The organism is Limnofasciculus baicalensis BBK-W-15, assembly GCF_024178385.1.
Classification (GTDB): Bacteria; Cyanobacteriota; Cyanobacteriia; order Cyanobacteriales; family Coleofasciculaceae; genus Limnofasciculus; species Limnofasciculus baicalensis.
Genome location: NZ_JAMZMM010000141.1, coordinates 1 through 14,498, shown reverse-complemented (window position 1 = coordinate 14,498; position 14,498 = coordinate 1). Strand labels below are relative to the sequence as shown.

The window sequence follows — 14,498 nt, the reverse complement described above, 5'->3', positions numbered from 1 at the left end:
CTCCCTACTCCCCTTTCAAGTCAAACTGCACTAATAGCTTTCCCATCCAATCGCCGAATTACTACCACGGCTGGTTTGGGTGGATTATTTGATTTATTTCCAGGCCAATTTGAGCCGATTGGCACTTGACGTTCCTGGATAAAATCCTTACCATCAGTAGTTTTCATAGCAAACTTGCGAGTTTGTAAGGCTTTATCCTTTCTTGTGCCATTTTGTTCTCCAGGATGTTGGACTGATAAAAATAAGGTTTGATTATCAGGAGTAAAAAATGGTCCTGTCAATTCGCACTCTATTGGTCCTATTCCAAATTGATATGCTTTTCCGGCATTTGCGCCAGTCGTCGGCATCACCCACATCGAGTTATTACCAAAAATTCCCTGAATATCACCTTGACTCAATGGTTTCCCTTCTTTATCAACCCGACTGGGAAGAGCTTGGTTATGCTTACCTGTGGACATATCTGTCACCAGCCACAGATTACCATTTTGGTCAAATTCTAAATTATCTGGGTTAGAAAATCCCGCCCCTCCCTCAGCAGGCTCCCCGCCCATGGCAAAAGATGTCCACTTAAATGTTAGTGATGCGGGATCGTCTCCATCTTCTTTTAGCTGTACAATCCAGCCATATTCCCAAGGAGTTTCTCCTTTTGGTCCTTTGAAAACCCGCTTGTCTGGACCACCATCACTACTGGGAGTACCAGAGGTGAAGGCAATATATACTGAACCATCGGTAGCTAAGGCAAGATCTTCGGGTCTGGCTGTTGTGGTAGCACCTATGGCATTAGCAGCATAGTGGGCATCAATTAAAATAGCACCTTGTTTTTCGATCGCACTCCCTTGATACAAATCCCCTAATGTAGCAAACTTTTGCTTAAATTCAGTAGCTTCAGCATCGGTTTTGATTTCAAAAATCCCACCTTCGGGACGTTTGGGCAGGGTAACTAAATTCCCTTCCACTATACTGGGCAATACTGGATTTACTGGTGTTTTTGGTTCCAGAGCAATCCACTTACCAGTGCCATCGGGTTCAAAAACAGCCGCGTAGAGCATACCATCTGACATTAAACCAGAATTAGCCTTATTTTCAATATCTTTAACGATACCTTTACTAATAAACTTATAAATATGACCGCCTCTGCGATCGCAACCGGAATATACTGCTATGGGTTTCTCTGCCACTGCCTTAACTGCAACGGCTTCATGACGAAACCTACCTAGCCAACTATGTTTAGTCCCGTAGTCATTGGGATTTGCCGGATCGATTTCCACCATCCAGCCGTACTTATTCCCAGCTAACCCAAAAACATTACCCAATCCTTCAATACCAGAATCTGCGATCGCAAAGGGCAATGCTTCTGGCTTAAATGCTGTACCATCAGGATATACTGGTTCGGGTACTTGGTCTTGGAAGTTTTCTTCGGCACTGAGGACTGTACCCCAAGGGGTTGTCCCGCCTGCACAGTTAGCAAAAGTACCGATAATGCGATCGCTTAATCCGTCAATATATCCTTTCCCCTTGTCTTTTCTCAATACTGCTGTTGCAGGTCCTGTGATTTTCAGATAGCGTTTGTCTTCTAAACCAGCAATACCTGTAATTCTCCGATCTGCTTTAGAATTAGTGCGAGTCCACTTGCCATCGCTGTCTTTGCGAATCGATATCGCACCTAATCCTAGATCTAATAAGGCTTCTTGACAAATTTCTTTAATTTTACCTTTGACTGGATCGTTATCTGGCAAGGCAAAGGCATTTATTTTACCTTCTGTTTTAGCTGCCGCTGCTTTTACTTCATCGAATGGCAAAGACTTCCCGATTACCTGTGGATATGTTTCCATCCATATCTTGCCACTAATGTACTCAAAGTTAATACTGAGGAAACCTTCGTCCGTACCTGTTTCGATAAATGAGAGGTAATCGTTATTATATCCAAAGCGAGAATTACCGATTTTATCGCCCCAAGCGGCAATGATATCGTAGGTAAAGCCTTCTGGCAAGACTATATCGTCTATCACCTCATAACGACGATAGTCTTCTCCTTGTTTAGTTGATATCAGACTATCTGTTTCCAGGGGCATTGGTCCTTTGACTGGTTTGAAGCCAATGCCAGTTTCTTTGGCATCGACTTTTGGTCCGGTTTTGGGTATATCGTTCCCCGCCAGACAGGATGTCAATGCTACTGTACCTGCACTAGCTCCCATAAATAGGAGGAAATCTCGACGTTTAATGGTCATTACTGCCTCTTCCTTGGGATTGGCTTTGATCCGATCGAGGTAAATTCTAGCAGCTTAGGACTTATCTTATCGCTTTTAGTTTAGCAGGAGGTTAAGAGTGGGGTGAGTTTCTGGTTAAGGTGCGATTTGCTTTTTTGTGCTATTCTTACAATGGGAAATTGTGCCTGCATGTAAAATACTCTCTGGTGGGGTGTTTGGGTTTGGTGTTTTTTAACGCATCGGAAGGTCATACCAAAGATACTCAAGTCAAGGAAATGCCAGAAGAAATTAAAAAAGCCAGATATATTATACAAACATATCAAATATTTGTCAGAAATTACTTGAATGAAACTGAAGATATTTTTAAGCAATTTAAAAATTATCCCCTGACACCAGAAGGATTGGCTCCCATTCACAACCGTCTTTTAAAGCTGAATAATAATCCTCAATTTTTTACACTGGATGGTCTTGCGGATCAAATCTCTCAACTGAGTGCATTTGCACACGAAGAATATGAGGAAGCAGAGAAAAAGGGTTGGATGGCAGAGAGGCTTAGACTTACCATTATTGTCGTCAGTATCCTATTATCAGTTACAATCGCAGTTATTATATCTCTCTATACTAGCAGAATCATCGCTCAACCCATCAAAGATATCACCGCTGTTGCCCAAAAAATTGCTCAAGAAGGTAATTTTGATATCCAAGTACCCGTAACTACAGAAGACGAAATTGGAATATTAGCCACTACATTCAATAGTCTAATTCAAAGAGTAGCCGCAGATACTCAAGAACTTTCGCAGAAGAATCAGCAACTTGTAGAAACTCACGATAAACTGAATCAAACAATCAAAGATCTTAAAGAAACTCAAGCGCAATTAATCCAAAGCGAAAAAATGTCTAGTCTAGGGCAAATGTTAGCAGGAATCGCCCATGAAATCAACAATCCTGTTAACTTTATTTCTAACAATATCGACTACGCGAATACTTATGCCCAAGATCTGATAGAATTAGTCCAGATATACCAAGAAGAGTATCCCAATTCAACACCTGTAATCCAAGACAAGATAAAAGTAATAGACTTTGATTTTCTAATCAAAGATTTACCAAAAAGCCTGGATTCAATGAAAATGGGATCTGAACGTATTCATAAGCTTATCCTATCCTTACGGAACTTCTCTCGGCTGGATACAAATGAAATAAAACCTGTTAATATCCATGAGGGAATTGATAGCACGATATTAATTCTCAATCATCAGCTTAAACAAGGGATAGAAGTAAGTAAACAATATGGAGAATTGCCATTAGTTGAGTGTTATCCTGCCCAACTAAATCAGGTATTCATGAATATTTTGCAAAATGCGATTGATGCTCTAAATAGTGAATCTAATTGCCCTAACAAGCAAATTAAAATCGCGACAGAAAGATTAGGAAATAATCAAATTAAAGTAAGAATTAGGGATAATGCTTCTGGTATTCCTGCCAAAATTAGGGAAAAGATTTTCGATCCCTTTTTCACAACAAAAGAGGTAGGGAAGGGTACGGGGTTAGGACTTTCAATATGTTATCAAATTATCACACAGCATCAGGGTAAAATTGAGGTGAAGTCTGAGCTGGGACAAGGAACAGAATTTGCGATCGCGCTACCAATTAAACAACTAAAAACCTCAGCAGTCAACGTCTCATCCCAAGTTGCAGTAAACATCTAGAAGTTGTCAGATAGTTTTCAGTTGGCTCGAGTACACAAGAGAAACCCTCAGAAACCCGGTTTCTTCAAGAAACCGGGTTTCTTTGCACCTCACTTAACTGAGAAGCGCTATATACTAATGTCAATAGGAAAAAGGGGAAGTTACCTCCCCCCATTCCCCAAAAATGGTAATCATTGCTGATGCTGATTCCACACTTCATCAATAGGAGGTGGCTCTGGTGGCATAGCTCTTGATGGCACAGGTTTTTCATTTACCTCAGAAGATTCGCTCAAAGAATGAATAGGGGTATTGGAGCGAATAGTACTAACCCAATTATTATTAGTACTCTTGGGTGTCACTGTAGTCGTTGCGATTGGGGTATTCCTTTCCAGCAAACAACTGAGATGGTGGAGGCTTTCGCACAACTTGTATAAGTGGGCACAGCGATAATCGGCTGCTTGCCAGTCACCAGCTTCAAGGGCTTCGGCATATCCTCGCTGCAATGCTCTGATTAATCTGAGTTGGGTTTCGATGATTGGGTAATTGATACTCATTTATTTCGCTATTATTCGTTAGACTTAGTTTCTGCCCCTGATACTGCTGATGGTTTATCCATGACTCCACATACACATTCTGGCTCACTTAAAGCCAAGCGGCTAGTGGTAGTAGTTGGAATTAAGACAACTACACTGAATCTTTAAGAAGGGGCTAGGGGCTAGGGGCTAGGGGCTAGGGGGAATATGTCAATAAAATGGAGGATGGCTTAGTTGTTCGCTGATAGCTTACTTAAACGCTCTGTTTATTAGTGTGCCTATTATGTAATCCTTCACGATGCGATCGCTATCAGCAGGATAATCTTGTATATTCATCTTACAACAAAGAAACTTGAGGAATATTCTCTGCTTGAATTAATAAAATATAGATGTGGAATAGACTTTTGAGTTAAAACTCTTCTCCCCTACTCCCTACTCCCTACTCCCTACTCCCTACTCCCTACTCCCTAATGAAAGTAGTCTTCTGCGACTTTGACGGTACGATTACGACAACGGAAACCTTTGTGGGAATCCTGAAGCATTTTGCACCAGAGGTATCTGCCCAAGTAATGCCAGAAATATACGCGATGCGGTTAACTCTGCGGGAAGGTGTCCGTCAGATGCTAGAATCAATTCCCTCAGATTGTTATCCAGAAATCCTTGCTTATGCCCAAACGGCACTAATTCGCCCCGGTTTAGAAGAATTGCTAGACTTTCTCGACGAGGGGGGTGTACCCTTTATCGTTGTTTCCGGTGGTTTGCGAGATATGGTGGAAATAGTATTGAGTCGTGGAGGTAAATCGGGAGAATCTTTATTGGGGCGAGTGGCGGGAATTTATGCTGTGGATATCAATACCAGTGGGGAATTTCTCAAAGTATGCTCTGAGTTTGAGGGAGATACAGAGCTAGTCTCTAAAGTAAAAGTAATGGCACAACATCCAGCCGATGAGCAGATTGGGATTGGAGATTCGGTAACAGACTTGAATATGGCATTGAGTGCCTCAATTGTATTTGCCCGCGATCGCCTCAGTCAATACCTCGATGAGCGCCATCATCCCTACATCCCCTGGCATGATTTTTTCGATATCCGCCAAGAGTTATCTCAGCACTGGATGGGGAGTGGGGAGTGGGGAGTAGGGAGTAGGGAGTAGGGAGACAAACAACCAACAACCAATAACCAACAACCAATAACCAACAACCAATAACCAACAACCAACAACCAACAACCAATAACCAACAACTAAATGGAAACCAATCCCAGACAAACCATAATTGCTGCGGCAAGTCACTTCTATCAGTTAGGATGGATGATGGGTACTGCTGGCAATCTGTCGGTGCGGATACCAGATGGTAGCTTCTGGATTACTGCCAGTGGACGTAATAAAGGAGAATTAACTAGTACTGATTTCGTCCGGATGAAATTAGATGGTACGATAATCGAACAACCCCATCCTGATGTTCGTCCTTCTGCGGAAACTAGCATTCATCAAACTATCTACTCCCTATTTCCAGAAGCAGAAGCTTGCTATCATGTTCACTCCATAGAGGCAAATCTGGTTTCTCGGTTTACCGATAGCGATAATCTACCATTACCCCCCTTAGAAATGTTGAAGGGATTGGGAGTATGGGAGGAAAATCCCCAGGTGACAATGCCGATATTTGTCAACCATTTAGATTTACCTCGGATTGCTCAAGATATTTGCGATCGCTTCGAGATTACTCCACCCTCTGTAAGTGCCTTGCTGATTCGAGATCATGGTATCACAGTTTGGGCATCTTCACCAAGAGAAGCGAGCAATTTCTTGGAGATAGCCGAATACATCTTTCGCTATATGGTAGCAGCTCGCACAGTTGGCTTTTAACATACCTAGACAAAAAAAAATGCCCTCCAAGTTATCCTGGAGAACATTAGCATTCATATCCGCTTCATAGATACTGAGGAAAAGCTTGGATAAAGCTGAGTAAAACCAACAGGGCTTTCATTTTTGATGGCGACAAATATTACAGCGATAGTAAAGCGCCATATAGGCTAGTTAGAAAAATTGCGATCGCATCCATACTTATGCTATCAAAACCTTCTTCCTTTTGAGGTTCAAATCTCTGATGCAGTCATCTTTCTTCCCCCTTGGAGGCTCTCAGCTTCTATGATGTTTTGGTAGAATCAAGTAAAGCATAGCTTTAGCTATTAAATTTCATTTAGAGTCTACCTACAAACAAATCCACCGGGAAGGTACTGCCCCTTCTACCTCTGCGTTATCAGCACAGTGCCTCGCTTCTCGGCTTCCGGTGGAGAAAAGGAAGATGAAGGAATCGTTAGCGAAGCGGCTCCTTCGGAGCTACCTTTACAGGAATTACCCGTACCCCAGCTTTCGAGACTGGTTGCTATCCATTTAGCGGCATCTTCCCAAAATAAAATCAGTAAAAATAATGTCAAATCTAATATGTTTTTGAAGGAAGGTGGAAGAATCGAACTCCTACGGTTATTAGCCGTACCACGGTGTTCAAAACCGCTTGCCGTCCATTCGGCGGCACCTTCCATTTCAGGGTATCTGAGGAGACTTGAACTCCCTAATTACTTGTTCCACAAACAAGCGCCGGGACCACTTTGGCTTCAGATACCATAGTTAGTAGAAAAAACCATATTTTTGCCAAATATAGCTTTTCCTACCGGATGGAGACTAGGGGAGTTGAACCCCTGTAGCAATCTTGCAAGGATCGCATGTTTCCATTACATCAAGCCCCCATAAAAACTATCAGAAAAAATCAGATTTGGTGGATACTATTCGGAATAGAACCCACATCTTTCTAGCAGCCAGCTATGAGCTACACTCCCATAATTGGTAGTCCTGACAGGGATTGAACTGAGATATTGCACCAGTTGCCAAAACCGCCAGTGGTTAAAACCACTGTCTAATAGCTTAAGTCCGTTAAAACGGACTTAAATCCTTTCTTAATAGTCGGTTTCAACCGACTTAAGCTATTAGACAGAGATAGTATATTCTCGTTCCCAGGTTCAACCTGGGAACGAGGGTTTGGAGGCTCTGCCTCCGGTTTATTGCAACTGGTGCAAGATCTCAATTTCAACCGACTTAAGCTATTAGACAGAGATAGTATTCTCTGGCGGGTTTTTGGGGTTATTAAAAATGCTGACCACTCAGCCAGGTGGGAACCTCAAGGTTTTATGGAACCTACAACCAAAACCCTGGATTTTATCGAAGATTAAGCTTTGGGGTTTAAGGGTTGATTGTCTAAGGTTTAACGATTGAATTTTAAGCGTTAAGCTTTGAGCTTTAACCTTTGAACTTAATCGCGGATGGAGTTGGGAATCGAACCCAACATATTCATGATTGAGAGTCACGCGCCTGTCCATTCGGCTATCCATCCTTTGTACCATAAATTTAGAGATTTTCAAGTGACCAGCAAGTTTATATATATAGTAGGGTGCGTTACATAACGCACCCTACAGATAGAGGTTTTGCGTAAGTCCTGTATTTGCACACAACTTGAAATTAATCAGTCACTTCAATCATAGTCCGAGCGTTACTAATTGAAAGAACGCGATCGCAAGTTGATTTAAACTCTTCCACAAACGCCTGTCGTCTTTCAATATCTTCAGCCAGATTAATTGGATCGAGCAATTCCACACCCTCTCGTGCTAAGAAACTATCTGCCAGAGATTGATATTTCTCAGAAGCAGCATTCTTACCCAAGACTTCCATTGCCAACTTATCGAGTCGTTCTTTCACTCGTGCTTGAGCGATTTTATACTCATTCCGAGTGCGATTGTAAACCGATGTCATTGTATTAAGAACTGATTCAGAGTAAGCGATAAAACTTTTCATTTCAATCGCTTCTGCCACAGTCATTTCTTGACCTGCAACAGAAACCATTGTCGCCGCATTAGATAGTACAATCGCTCTTTTAATCACCCGTCGTCTGGTAATTAAAGCATCCACTCTTTGCAAAGCAGCCCTGGCTTGTTGTGAATGTTCATCTCTCGATTTAAAACCAGTTGGCACTTTCCCAACTTCCACCACAGCAATTAAAGTATTATTATCCAAAGCCGCTCTAGCTGAATCAATTCGCTTTGCCAATAGCGTCAATTCTGCCAGAGCATCAGTGACAGTCATTGTGGTCATCCTACTATCCTCCTCCTTAACCTAAATTCGACCTAATAAAGTTACAAGCAGGTGACGAGATTCGCACTCGTAAGAAGGCTTTACAAGAGCCTCATGTTCCTGTTACATCACACCTGCATTTGAATTAAAAGTAATATCATATCCAGTTATATTGCTCTCGTTCGTAGTAAGTACTTTAGTGCTTGGTTCTGATGATTTTTTAGGCACTTCAGTGCCTACTACGAACCTGCTTATATAAGTGCGATGCTAGCGGGAATAATCTAAATCGTGAAAACTGCGATCGCAACTCCACAACTGTGCAACTCCATCTCACGCAAATTGACAAATACCATAGTTACCAATGAGAATAGTATTCTCAGCTGCAAATTTGGGAAGGAGGAAATTCCAGCTTTACCTAAACTGTGAAGCTACTTACTCTGGAGCAGATGGCGAGATTTGAACTCGCAAGAAGGCTTTACGAAAGCCTCATGTTGCCAGTTACATTACACCTGCATTGTTGGTGGCGGGGGCAGGAATTGAACCTGCTAATAAGAGGCTTATGAGACCTCCAAGCCTACCGTAGCTAAGTCACCCGCATCGTCCACCAATGCCCCTGACTGGACTTGAACCAGCACCAACTAGGTCCTTAGCCTAGTGCCTCTTCCGATTGGGCTACAAGGGCAAAAATTAAATAATTTATAATGATAATTTAGAGCTGAGAATATTGTTTTTTAGCCCAATAACCTCTGGGTGGTTTTTCTATTCCGTAGGCTTTGCACCATTTTTCTATGGCTTTGCCACTAACTCCAAAATCTTTAGCTAGTTGAGAAGTTGGTTTTGTCCAAATCAGTTCTTGTAGTTCTTCTTTAGAAGGTCGGATAGCTCGTCTAGATGCCAAATTAGAACAAAGTTGAGAGCAGTAAGTATCTTGCCAAAACGGTGGGCTGCCAAGGTAAGTACCCCTGACTGGACTCGAACCAGCAAACGCAAGTTCTGGACTTGCGACGGTTTCCAATTACGTCACAGGGGCATATCGGGATGGCAGGATTTGAACCTGCGACTCCATACTCCCAAAGTATGGCTTCTCGCCGCTGAATGACATCCCGTTAATGCTCCTGATGGGAGTCGAACCCACACTAAATCAACCGTTTTTAAAACGGTGGCCTCTGCCAATTGGGCTACAGGAGCGAGTTTTCATGCTCCCGATGGGAGTCGAACCCACACATGAATAACTACTAATTTTGAGGTAGCGGCCTCTTCCGATTGGGCTACAGGAGCATAAGATTTGGCTGCCCCGCCAGGGTTTGAACCTAGACCGTCTGAGTCAAAGTCAGATATGCTGCCAGTTACACTACAGGGCAATAAATGGCTGCCAGGGTAGGGGTTGCACCCACGACTCTATAGTTCAGAGCTACAGCGACTTGCTATTCGTCCACCTGGCAATAAATTGGCTGCCCTGGTAGGGATTGAACCTACGACCCTTCGCTTAACAGGCGACTGCTACTACCACTGAGCTACAGGGCAACGATAGTCCCCCAGGTCAGTATTGAACTGACGACCTCTGGTTTTTCAGACCAGCGCTCTTACCAACTGAGCTACCGGGGGAAATTTAAACGGAGAGGACAGGATTTGAACCTGCGTTAGGTAAAACCTAATCAGACTTTCCAAGTCTGCCCCTTCAGCCACTCGGCAACCTCTCCAAGTTGACGAGAGTGGAAGGATTTGAACCTTCACTTCTTCAGTTTCGTAGACTGATGTTTTATCCCGTTAAACTACACTCTCACGGAACTAACGCTGCTACATTCTATATGGGTAGAAATGGTGCGTTAGCTGTCGCATAACGCACCCTACAGATAGCGACGCAAGTCCGATGAGAGTAGCAGGAATTGAACCTGCAACGAGTCGGTTAAAAGCCGACTGCTCTGCCAATTGAGCTATACTCTCATACACAATAGACATCTTGCTCTCATTCGATATTTAGGTGTAGGGGAGTAGCATTTGCGCCCAGATTTATAGGGAAATCAAGGGTTTTATCCGCAAATGCTTCACCCTTCTAGAATTTATGCAAGAGGTCTAATTAATTAAGAGGTCGAGGTGGGATTCAAACCCACGAATTTCGGTTTTGCAGACCGACGCTTTCGTCGCTTAGCTACTCGACCATAGCCCTAACGGGATTTGAACCCGCAATTTCCACTTTGAAAGAGTGGTGGCTTAAACCGTTCGCCTATAGGGCCATTTAAGGGGGGACAGTGCAACTCAAAAGCCAAGACTAGCTGCCGAACGAGGCTGACGGGGCTTGAACCCGCGACCTTCGCTGTGACAGAGCGACACTCTAACCAACTGAGCTACAGCCTCATAATTCCAGTAAATGCAGATATCTGTTTCCGATACTGACTTTGACTTTGGATGTCGTTCAGCACGGGTAACTGTTATCTTCATCTGCTGGAAATCCTCTTGGTGAGGATGGGTTGCAGCTAGCTGTTGAAAGTTCTTGGGATTTGGGATAATCCGGAACTTGCCGTTGAGTTGCGCCCCCAGTTTGATGAAAAGGTGTATTACATATTTAGTTTTCAAGGTTCGGTATAATGGCTTGGAGTCGAGCTGTTTGGCTCTTTCTCTTTCGCCTTAAATACATACTACAAAAATACTACATAAATGTCAAGGGTTTGGGCAAAATTTTTTTAAATTGCCTGAAATGCTGACGGGGAGGAAGTTTGGGCGTGTTACAGTTTGTAGGGAGTAGGTGGAGTGCGATGGGCTTGCAGCAGAGCCACGCGATCGCATGGCTCGGAGTGTGGGAGGTGCGCTCGCGCTCGTGCTGCGTTCATTAGGTGCGATCGCTCTGCTAAGAGTATGTGGAGTACGCGGGTTACAGCCCAATAACTGATATAGCGATCGCATCTGCCTGGGGATCTAGACTATACGGATGCCGCGATTTGCTTGCTTTACTCGCCAGAGCGATCGCAATCTCCTGTTAAATTGAGATTAGAATAAACATATAAAATAGCCGTTGGTAAAGTTATGGTTATCGCACAAGAAAAATTAATCAGACTAACACCAAAACCCACCATTACCTGGGACAAACTACCTGATAACTTTAAATTAGAAGAAGAGCCTGTGCAAAATACTGGTCAACCTTTGATTGCTGGGGCATTGCGGGAACCTCTAGAATTGATGGGGTATATCAAACCAGAAATGTTAATTGGTGGCAATTTAGGTATTTGTGCCACGGTAAATAACGAGTTAGAAATCAAAGCACCTGATTGGTTTTATGTCAATTCAATACAACAGTTAACTAGTGGAGGCGATGGGGTTTCCAATCGCATCACGGATCGCAAAAGTTATACTCCTAATTTAGAAGGAGAAACTCCCATCATTGTGATGGAATTCCTATCAGATAAGGATGGGGAGGAATATTCAGTTAAACGGATTCATCCGGTAGGAAAGTGGTTTTTTTATGAACAAATCCTGAAAGTACCAACTTACGTTATCTTCTCTGGAGAAACAGGATTACTAGAAGTTTATCGCTTACAAGAGCAACGGTATGAATTGGAATTACCATCACCTGAAGGAAGGCACTGGATTGCTGAGATGGGGTTATTTTTAGGCACATGGCGAGGGGAAAAATCAGGGCGATTTGGTTATTGGTTGCGGTGGTGGGATGAAGGGGGAAATTTGCTTTTGTGGGGTATGGAAAGGTTGGCAGAAGAGCGTCAGAGAGTTGAAGAAGAGCGTCAGAGAGCGGAACAAGAACACCAACGGGCGGAAGAAGAGCGTATGCGGGCGGATAAATTAGCTGCTTACTTACGCTCTCAGGGGATTAATCCTGATGAGATTGAGTAATCAAATCAGGGAGTTAAAATTCACCCCTTGCACCAATCGCAATAAGCCAAAGCGATTGGAAATCGCGGCTACACAAACAAAGTCCGCCTTCGCGGACTAAGATCAAATTAGTAGCTTTGAAACCTGCGGAGGCAGGTTTTGTTTGTGTAGATGCGGTTTTAACCGCCAGATGACTCAACTTTAGCCCCAGCAGAAACCAACAAAACCAAATTATCTCGATGCACCACAGTATCCGCCCCCTCATACCCCAAAATAACCGGAATCTCCTCCGATTTATGCCCCCGAATCTGCTGCAATTCATTACTACTATAATTCACCAAACCCCTAGCAATTTCCACCTCATTACTATCACATAGCCGTACCGCATCAGATGGACGAAAATCTCCCTCAATCCTACTAATTCCCGCCGCCAACAAAGACTTACCCCCTTGACAAATAGCAGTAACTGCTCCATTATCTAAATAAATTTTCCCAGTAGGCACTAAACTATAAGCAATCCAACGCTTCCGGGCATTATCCGTCCGAGGTTGAGCTTCAAACTGCGTACCGAGGGGTTCTCCTTGTAAGATTTTTTCAATATTTTCCGGGCGTTTTCCTTCAGTAATTACTGTCCTTACTCCCGCACTAGTCGCAATTTTAGCTGCAGTAATTTTAGTTACCATCCCACCCGTTCCCCACTGGGAACCAGCGTCACCCGTTTGTACTTGGAGTTCTTCTAATTCTTCAATTCTAGTTACTAATGAAATAGGTTGTGCATCTGGTACTTGACGAGGATCTGCTGAATAAAGCCGATCTACATCTGTTAATAAAAACAACCAATCTGCTTCAATTAAACTAGCAACTAACGCGCTTAAAGTATCGTTATCGCCAAACTTTAATTCCTCAACAGCTACAGTGTCATTTTCATTCACTACCGGAATTACTCCCAACCGCAGCAATTCCTGAAATGTGCCATAAGCATTAACATAACAACTCCGCTGCACAAAGTCGCGGCGACTAATTAAAACCTGGGCGATTGGTTGCTGTAAAGTGGTAAAAAGATCGTCATATACTCGCATTAACCGCCCTTGCCCCACTGCCGCTACCGCTTGTTTGAGTGCCATAGTTTGGGGACGGGATTTCAACCCCAATCTGGCACAGCCAACCCCCACCGCACCAGAAGTAACTAGTACTACACCATAACCACAGGCTCTCAATCTGGTTAGGGTTTCAACTATATTAGCGATCGTCGAAAGTGCAAGTTGACCATTTCCCGGTTGGGTGAGGCTAGATGTGCCAACTTTAACGACAATGGTTTGATTGATCATTATCCGCTGTTCCACTCCAACACTAAAATTCCAGAGCGATTAGATTCCTCAATATAGGATCTAATCGCTCTGGAGTTAATTTATGATTGGTTTTTTATAGTTAGGGTCTTTATATTGGCTGACCCCATTTGAACTATTGTTACTATCCCATGACTTTTTATGAGGCCAGCCATTCATAATGTTTTCTTTATATTTCGTTTTATCTCGATCTATCAGGTTTTGTGAAGTTTTGTTGCTTTCCTGTGAGGGAGACCCCTAGAAGCTGAGAGAACCACACTTCAAAGTCCCGAATCGGGGAGAAAAGTTCAGTCTTGGTGGGATCGAGCATCGGTTCGACGAGAATGGTGAACATCCCCAAACGATTTCCTGCCAAGACATCTGTGAACAAGCGATCCCCCACCATCGCCACCCTTTCCACGGGTAAACTCATGGCATCAGCCGCTTCCTTTAACTTGCGCCGCGACGGTTTAGCCGCACCAAGGAAATAATCCAAATTTAGCGATCGCGCAATATTGCCAATCCGACTCTCGCTCAAATTGTTACTTACCAACCACAGCGATGCTACTTGTCTGATTTCTGCCACCCACTCCATCAATTCCTCTGATGCCTCACTTGAGTTGAATGGCACTAAAGTCTCATCAACATCCAGCACCAGACCCTTGAGCTGATGGTGATGTAGAATATCTTGGGTCAGACTCAAGATTGGACCTCCTAGAATTAAGTCAGGCTGTAAGTTTAATACCCAAGACATAAGCACTTATTAGTAATGATTTATTTTACTTTTCTAGCCTAACAGCATCTGGGG

The 14,498-nt window shown here is 43.3% G+C and carries 11 protein-coding genes, 18 tRNA genes and 1 pseudogene; 4 read left to right on the top strand and 26 right to left on the bottom strand.

Annotation, left to right across the window (positions count from 1 at the left end):
• Positions 1–20 precede the first annotated feature (20 nt).
• Entirely contained in the window at positions 21–2,228 is a 2,208-nt protein-coding gene (locus NJ959_RS15120) for a PhoX family protein (RefSeq protein ID WP_254012566.1), read from the bottom strand.
• Between the two features lie 203 nt (positions 2,229–2,431).
• Between NJ959_RS15120 and NJ959_RS15115 the strand changes: the two genes are divergently transcribed.
• Positions 2,432–3,913 carry a sensor histidine kinase gene (locus NJ959_RS15115; RefSeq protein WP_254012565.1) on the top strand — a complete coding sequence of 494 codons (1,482 nt, stop codon included), beginning with the start codon at positions 2,432–2,434 and terminating at the stop codon, positions 3,911–3,913.
• Positions 3,914–4,083: 170 nt separating this feature from the next.
• Here the strand turns inward: NJ959_RS15115 and NJ959_RS15110 are convergent, their stop codons facing one another.
• Entirely contained in the window at positions 4,084–4,446 is a 363-nt protein-coding gene (locus NJ959_RS15110) for a hypothetical protein (protein ID WP_254012564.1), read from the bottom strand.
• A gap of 449 nt (positions 4,447–4,895) precedes the next feature.
• Here NJ959_RS15110 and NJ959_RS15105 point away from each other — a divergent pair, with 449 nt between their 5' ends.
• Together NJ959_RS15105 and mtnB are read left to right on the top strand one after the other, a co-directional pair.
• Positions 4,896–5,576, top strand: a complete 681-nt coding sequence (locus tag NJ959_RS15105; RefSeq protein WP_254012563.1) for an HAD-IB family phosphatase — start codon at positions 4,896–4,898, stop codon at positions 5,574–5,576.
• A 93-nt stretch (positions 5,577–5,669) separates the two neighbouring features.
• Positions 5,670–6,287, top strand: coding sequence for a methylthioribulose 1-phosphate dehydratase (mtnB, locus tag NJ959_RS15100; protein WP_254012562.1), 618 nt, complete (start codon positions 5,670–5,672; stop codon positions 6,285–6,287).
• 380 nt (positions 6,288–6,667) lie between these two features.
• On the opposite strand, the gene NJ959_RS15095 is transcribed toward mtnB, so the two are convergent.
• The 22 genes and pseudogenes from NJ959_RS15095 to NJ959_RS14990 form a co-directional block, all read right to left on the bottom strand.
• On the bottom strand, positions 6,668–6,859 hold the full coding sequence (locus NJ959_RS15095; RefSeq protein ID WP_254012561.1) for a hypothetical protein: 192 nt from the start codon (positions 6,857–6,859) through the stop codon (positions 6,668–6,670).
• A 17-nt stretch (positions 6,860–6,876) separates the two neighbouring features.
• Positions 6,877–6,962 (bottom strand) — tRNA-Ser (locus tag NJ959_RS15090).
• A 135-nt stretch (positions 6,963–7,097) separates the two neighbouring features.
• Positions 7,098–7,168 (bottom strand) — tRNA-Ala (locus NJ959_RS15085).
• A 567-nt stretch (positions 7,169–7,735) separates the two neighbouring features.
• A tRNA-Glu gene (locus NJ959_RS15080) sits at positions 7,736–7,809 on the bottom strand.
• A gap of 125 nt (positions 7,810–7,934) precedes the next feature.
• Positions 7,935–8,564 carry a hypothetical protein gene (locus tag NJ959_RS15075; protein WP_254012560.1) on the bottom strand — a complete coding sequence of 210 codons (630 nt, stop codon included), beginning with the start codon at positions 8,562–8,564 and terminating at the stop codon, positions 7,935–7,937.
• Positions 8,565–8,981: 417 nt separating this feature from the next.
• A tRNA-Thr gene (locus tag NJ959_RS15070) sits at positions 8,982–9,056 on the bottom strand.
• Between the two features lie 95 nt (positions 9,057–9,151).
• A tRNA-Leu gene (locus NJ959_RS15065) sits at positions 9,152–9,225 on the bottom strand.
• A gap of 27 nt (positions 9,226–9,252) precedes the next feature.
• A complete protein-coding gene (locus tag NJ959_RS15060; RefSeq protein ID WP_254012559.1) occupies positions 9,253–9,441 on the bottom strand; it encodes a hypothetical protein in 189 nt (62 codons plus the stop codon).
• Positions 9,442–9,500: 59 nt separating this feature from the next.
• Positions 9,501–9,573, bottom strand: a tRNA-Leu gene (locus NJ959_RS15055).
• Positions 9,574–9,576: 3 nt separating this feature from the next.
• A tRNA-Pro gene (locus tag NJ959_RS15050) sits at positions 9,577–9,649 on the bottom strand.
• Between the two features lie 4 nt (positions 9,650–9,653).
• Positions 9,654–9,731 (bottom strand) — tRNA-Leu (locus NJ959_RS15045).
• A gap of 9 nt (positions 9,732–9,740) precedes the next feature.
• A pseudogene (locus NJ959_RS15040) lies at positions 9,741–9,821 on the bottom strand.
• A gap of 8 nt (positions 9,822–9,829) precedes the next feature.
• Positions 9,830–9,904: transfer RNA gene (locus NJ959_RS15035), tRNA-Gln, on the bottom strand.
• Positions 9,905–9,909: 5 nt separating this feature from the next.
• Positions 9,910–9,985 (bottom strand) — tRNA-Gln (locus tag NJ959_RS15030).
• Positions 9,986–9,991: 6 nt separating this feature from the next.
• Positions 9,992–10,067: transfer RNA gene (locus NJ959_RS15025), tRNA-Asn, on the bottom strand.
• A gap of 7 nt (positions 10,068–10,074) precedes the next feature.
• A tRNA-Phe gene (locus NJ959_RS15020) sits at positions 10,075–10,148 on the bottom strand.
• Positions 10,149–10,157: 9 nt separating this feature from the next.
• A tRNA-Ser gene (locus tag NJ959_RS15015) sits at positions 10,158–10,243 on the bottom strand.
• A 7-nt stretch (positions 10,244–10,250) separates the two neighbouring features.
• Positions 10,251–10,325, bottom strand: a tRNA-Arg gene (locus NJ959_RS15010).
• 89 nt (positions 10,326–10,414) lie between these two features.
• Positions 10,415–10,487: transfer RNA gene (locus NJ959_RS15005), tRNA-Lys, on the bottom strand.
• 142 nt (positions 10,488–10,629) lie between these two features.
• Positions 10,630–10,702 (bottom strand) — tRNA-Cys (locus NJ959_RS15000).
• 1 nt (position 10,703) lies between these two features.
• Positions 10,704–10,777, bottom strand: a tRNA-Glu gene (locus NJ959_RS14995).
• Positions 10,778–10,824: 47 nt separating this feature from the next.
• A tRNA-Asp gene (locus NJ959_RS14990) sits at positions 10,825–10,898 on the bottom strand.
• 666 nt (positions 10,899–11,564) lie between these two features.
• On the opposite strand from NJ959_RS14990, the gene NJ959_RS14985 reads away from it, so the two are divergent.
• Complete coding sequence (locus NJ959_RS14985) at positions 11,565–12,386, top strand: Uma2 family endonuclease (protein WP_254012558.1); 822 nt, start codon at positions 11,565–11,567, stop codon at positions 12,384–12,386.
• A gap of 158 nt (positions 12,387–12,544) precedes the next feature.
• Here NJ959_RS14985 and proB read toward each other — a convergent pair whose 3' ends face one another.
• Together proB and NJ959_RS14975 are read right to left on the bottom strand one after the other, a co-directional pair.
• Positions 12,545–13,690 carry a glutamate 5-kinase gene (gene proB / locus NJ959_RS14980; protein ID WP_254012567.1) on the bottom strand — a complete coding sequence of 382 codons (1,146 nt, stop codon included), beginning with the start codon at positions 13,688–13,690 and terminating at the stop codon, positions 12,545–12,547.
• Positions 13,691–13,892: 202 nt separating this feature from the next.
• On the bottom strand, positions 13,893–14,444 hold the full coding sequence (locus tag NJ959_RS14975; RefSeq protein WP_254012557.1) for a YqeG family HAD IIIA-type phosphatase: 552 nt from the start codon (positions 14,442–14,444) through the stop codon (positions 13,893–13,895).
• Positions 14,445–14,498 lie beyond the last annotated feature (54 nt).

What these genes read in the sequence shown, in the direction of transcription:
- NJ959_RS15120 (WP_254012566.1), bottom strand. Translation starts at nt 2,228, where the DNA reads ATGACCATTAAACGTCGAGATTTCCTCCTATTTATGGGAGCTAGTGCA.
- NJ959_RS15075 (WP_254012560.1), bottom strand. Translation starts at nt 8,564, where the DNA reads ATGACCACAATGACTGTCACTGATGCTCTGGCAGAATTGACGCTATTG.
- NJ959_RS14975 (WP_254012557.1), bottom strand. Translation starts at nt 14,444, where the DNA reads ATGTCTTGGGTATTAAACTTACAGCCTGACTTAATTCTAGGAGGTCCA.
- NJ959_RS15110 (WP_254012564.1), bottom strand. Translation starts at nt 4,446, where the DNA reads ATGAGTATCAATTACCCAATCATCGAAACCCAACTCAGATTAATCAGA.
- NJ959_RS14985 (WP_254012558.1), top strand. Translation starts at nt 11,565, where the DNA reads ATGGTTATCGCACAAGAAAAATTAATCAGACTAACACCAAAACCCACC.
- NJ959_RS15105 (WP_254012563.1), top strand. Translation starts at nt 4,896, where the DNA reads ATGAAAGTAGTCTTCTGCGACTTTGACGGTACGATTACGACAACGGAA.
- mtnB (WP_254012562.1), top strand. Translation starts at nt 5,670, where the DNA reads ATGGAAACCAATCCCAGACAAACCATAATTGCTGCGGCAAGTCACTTC.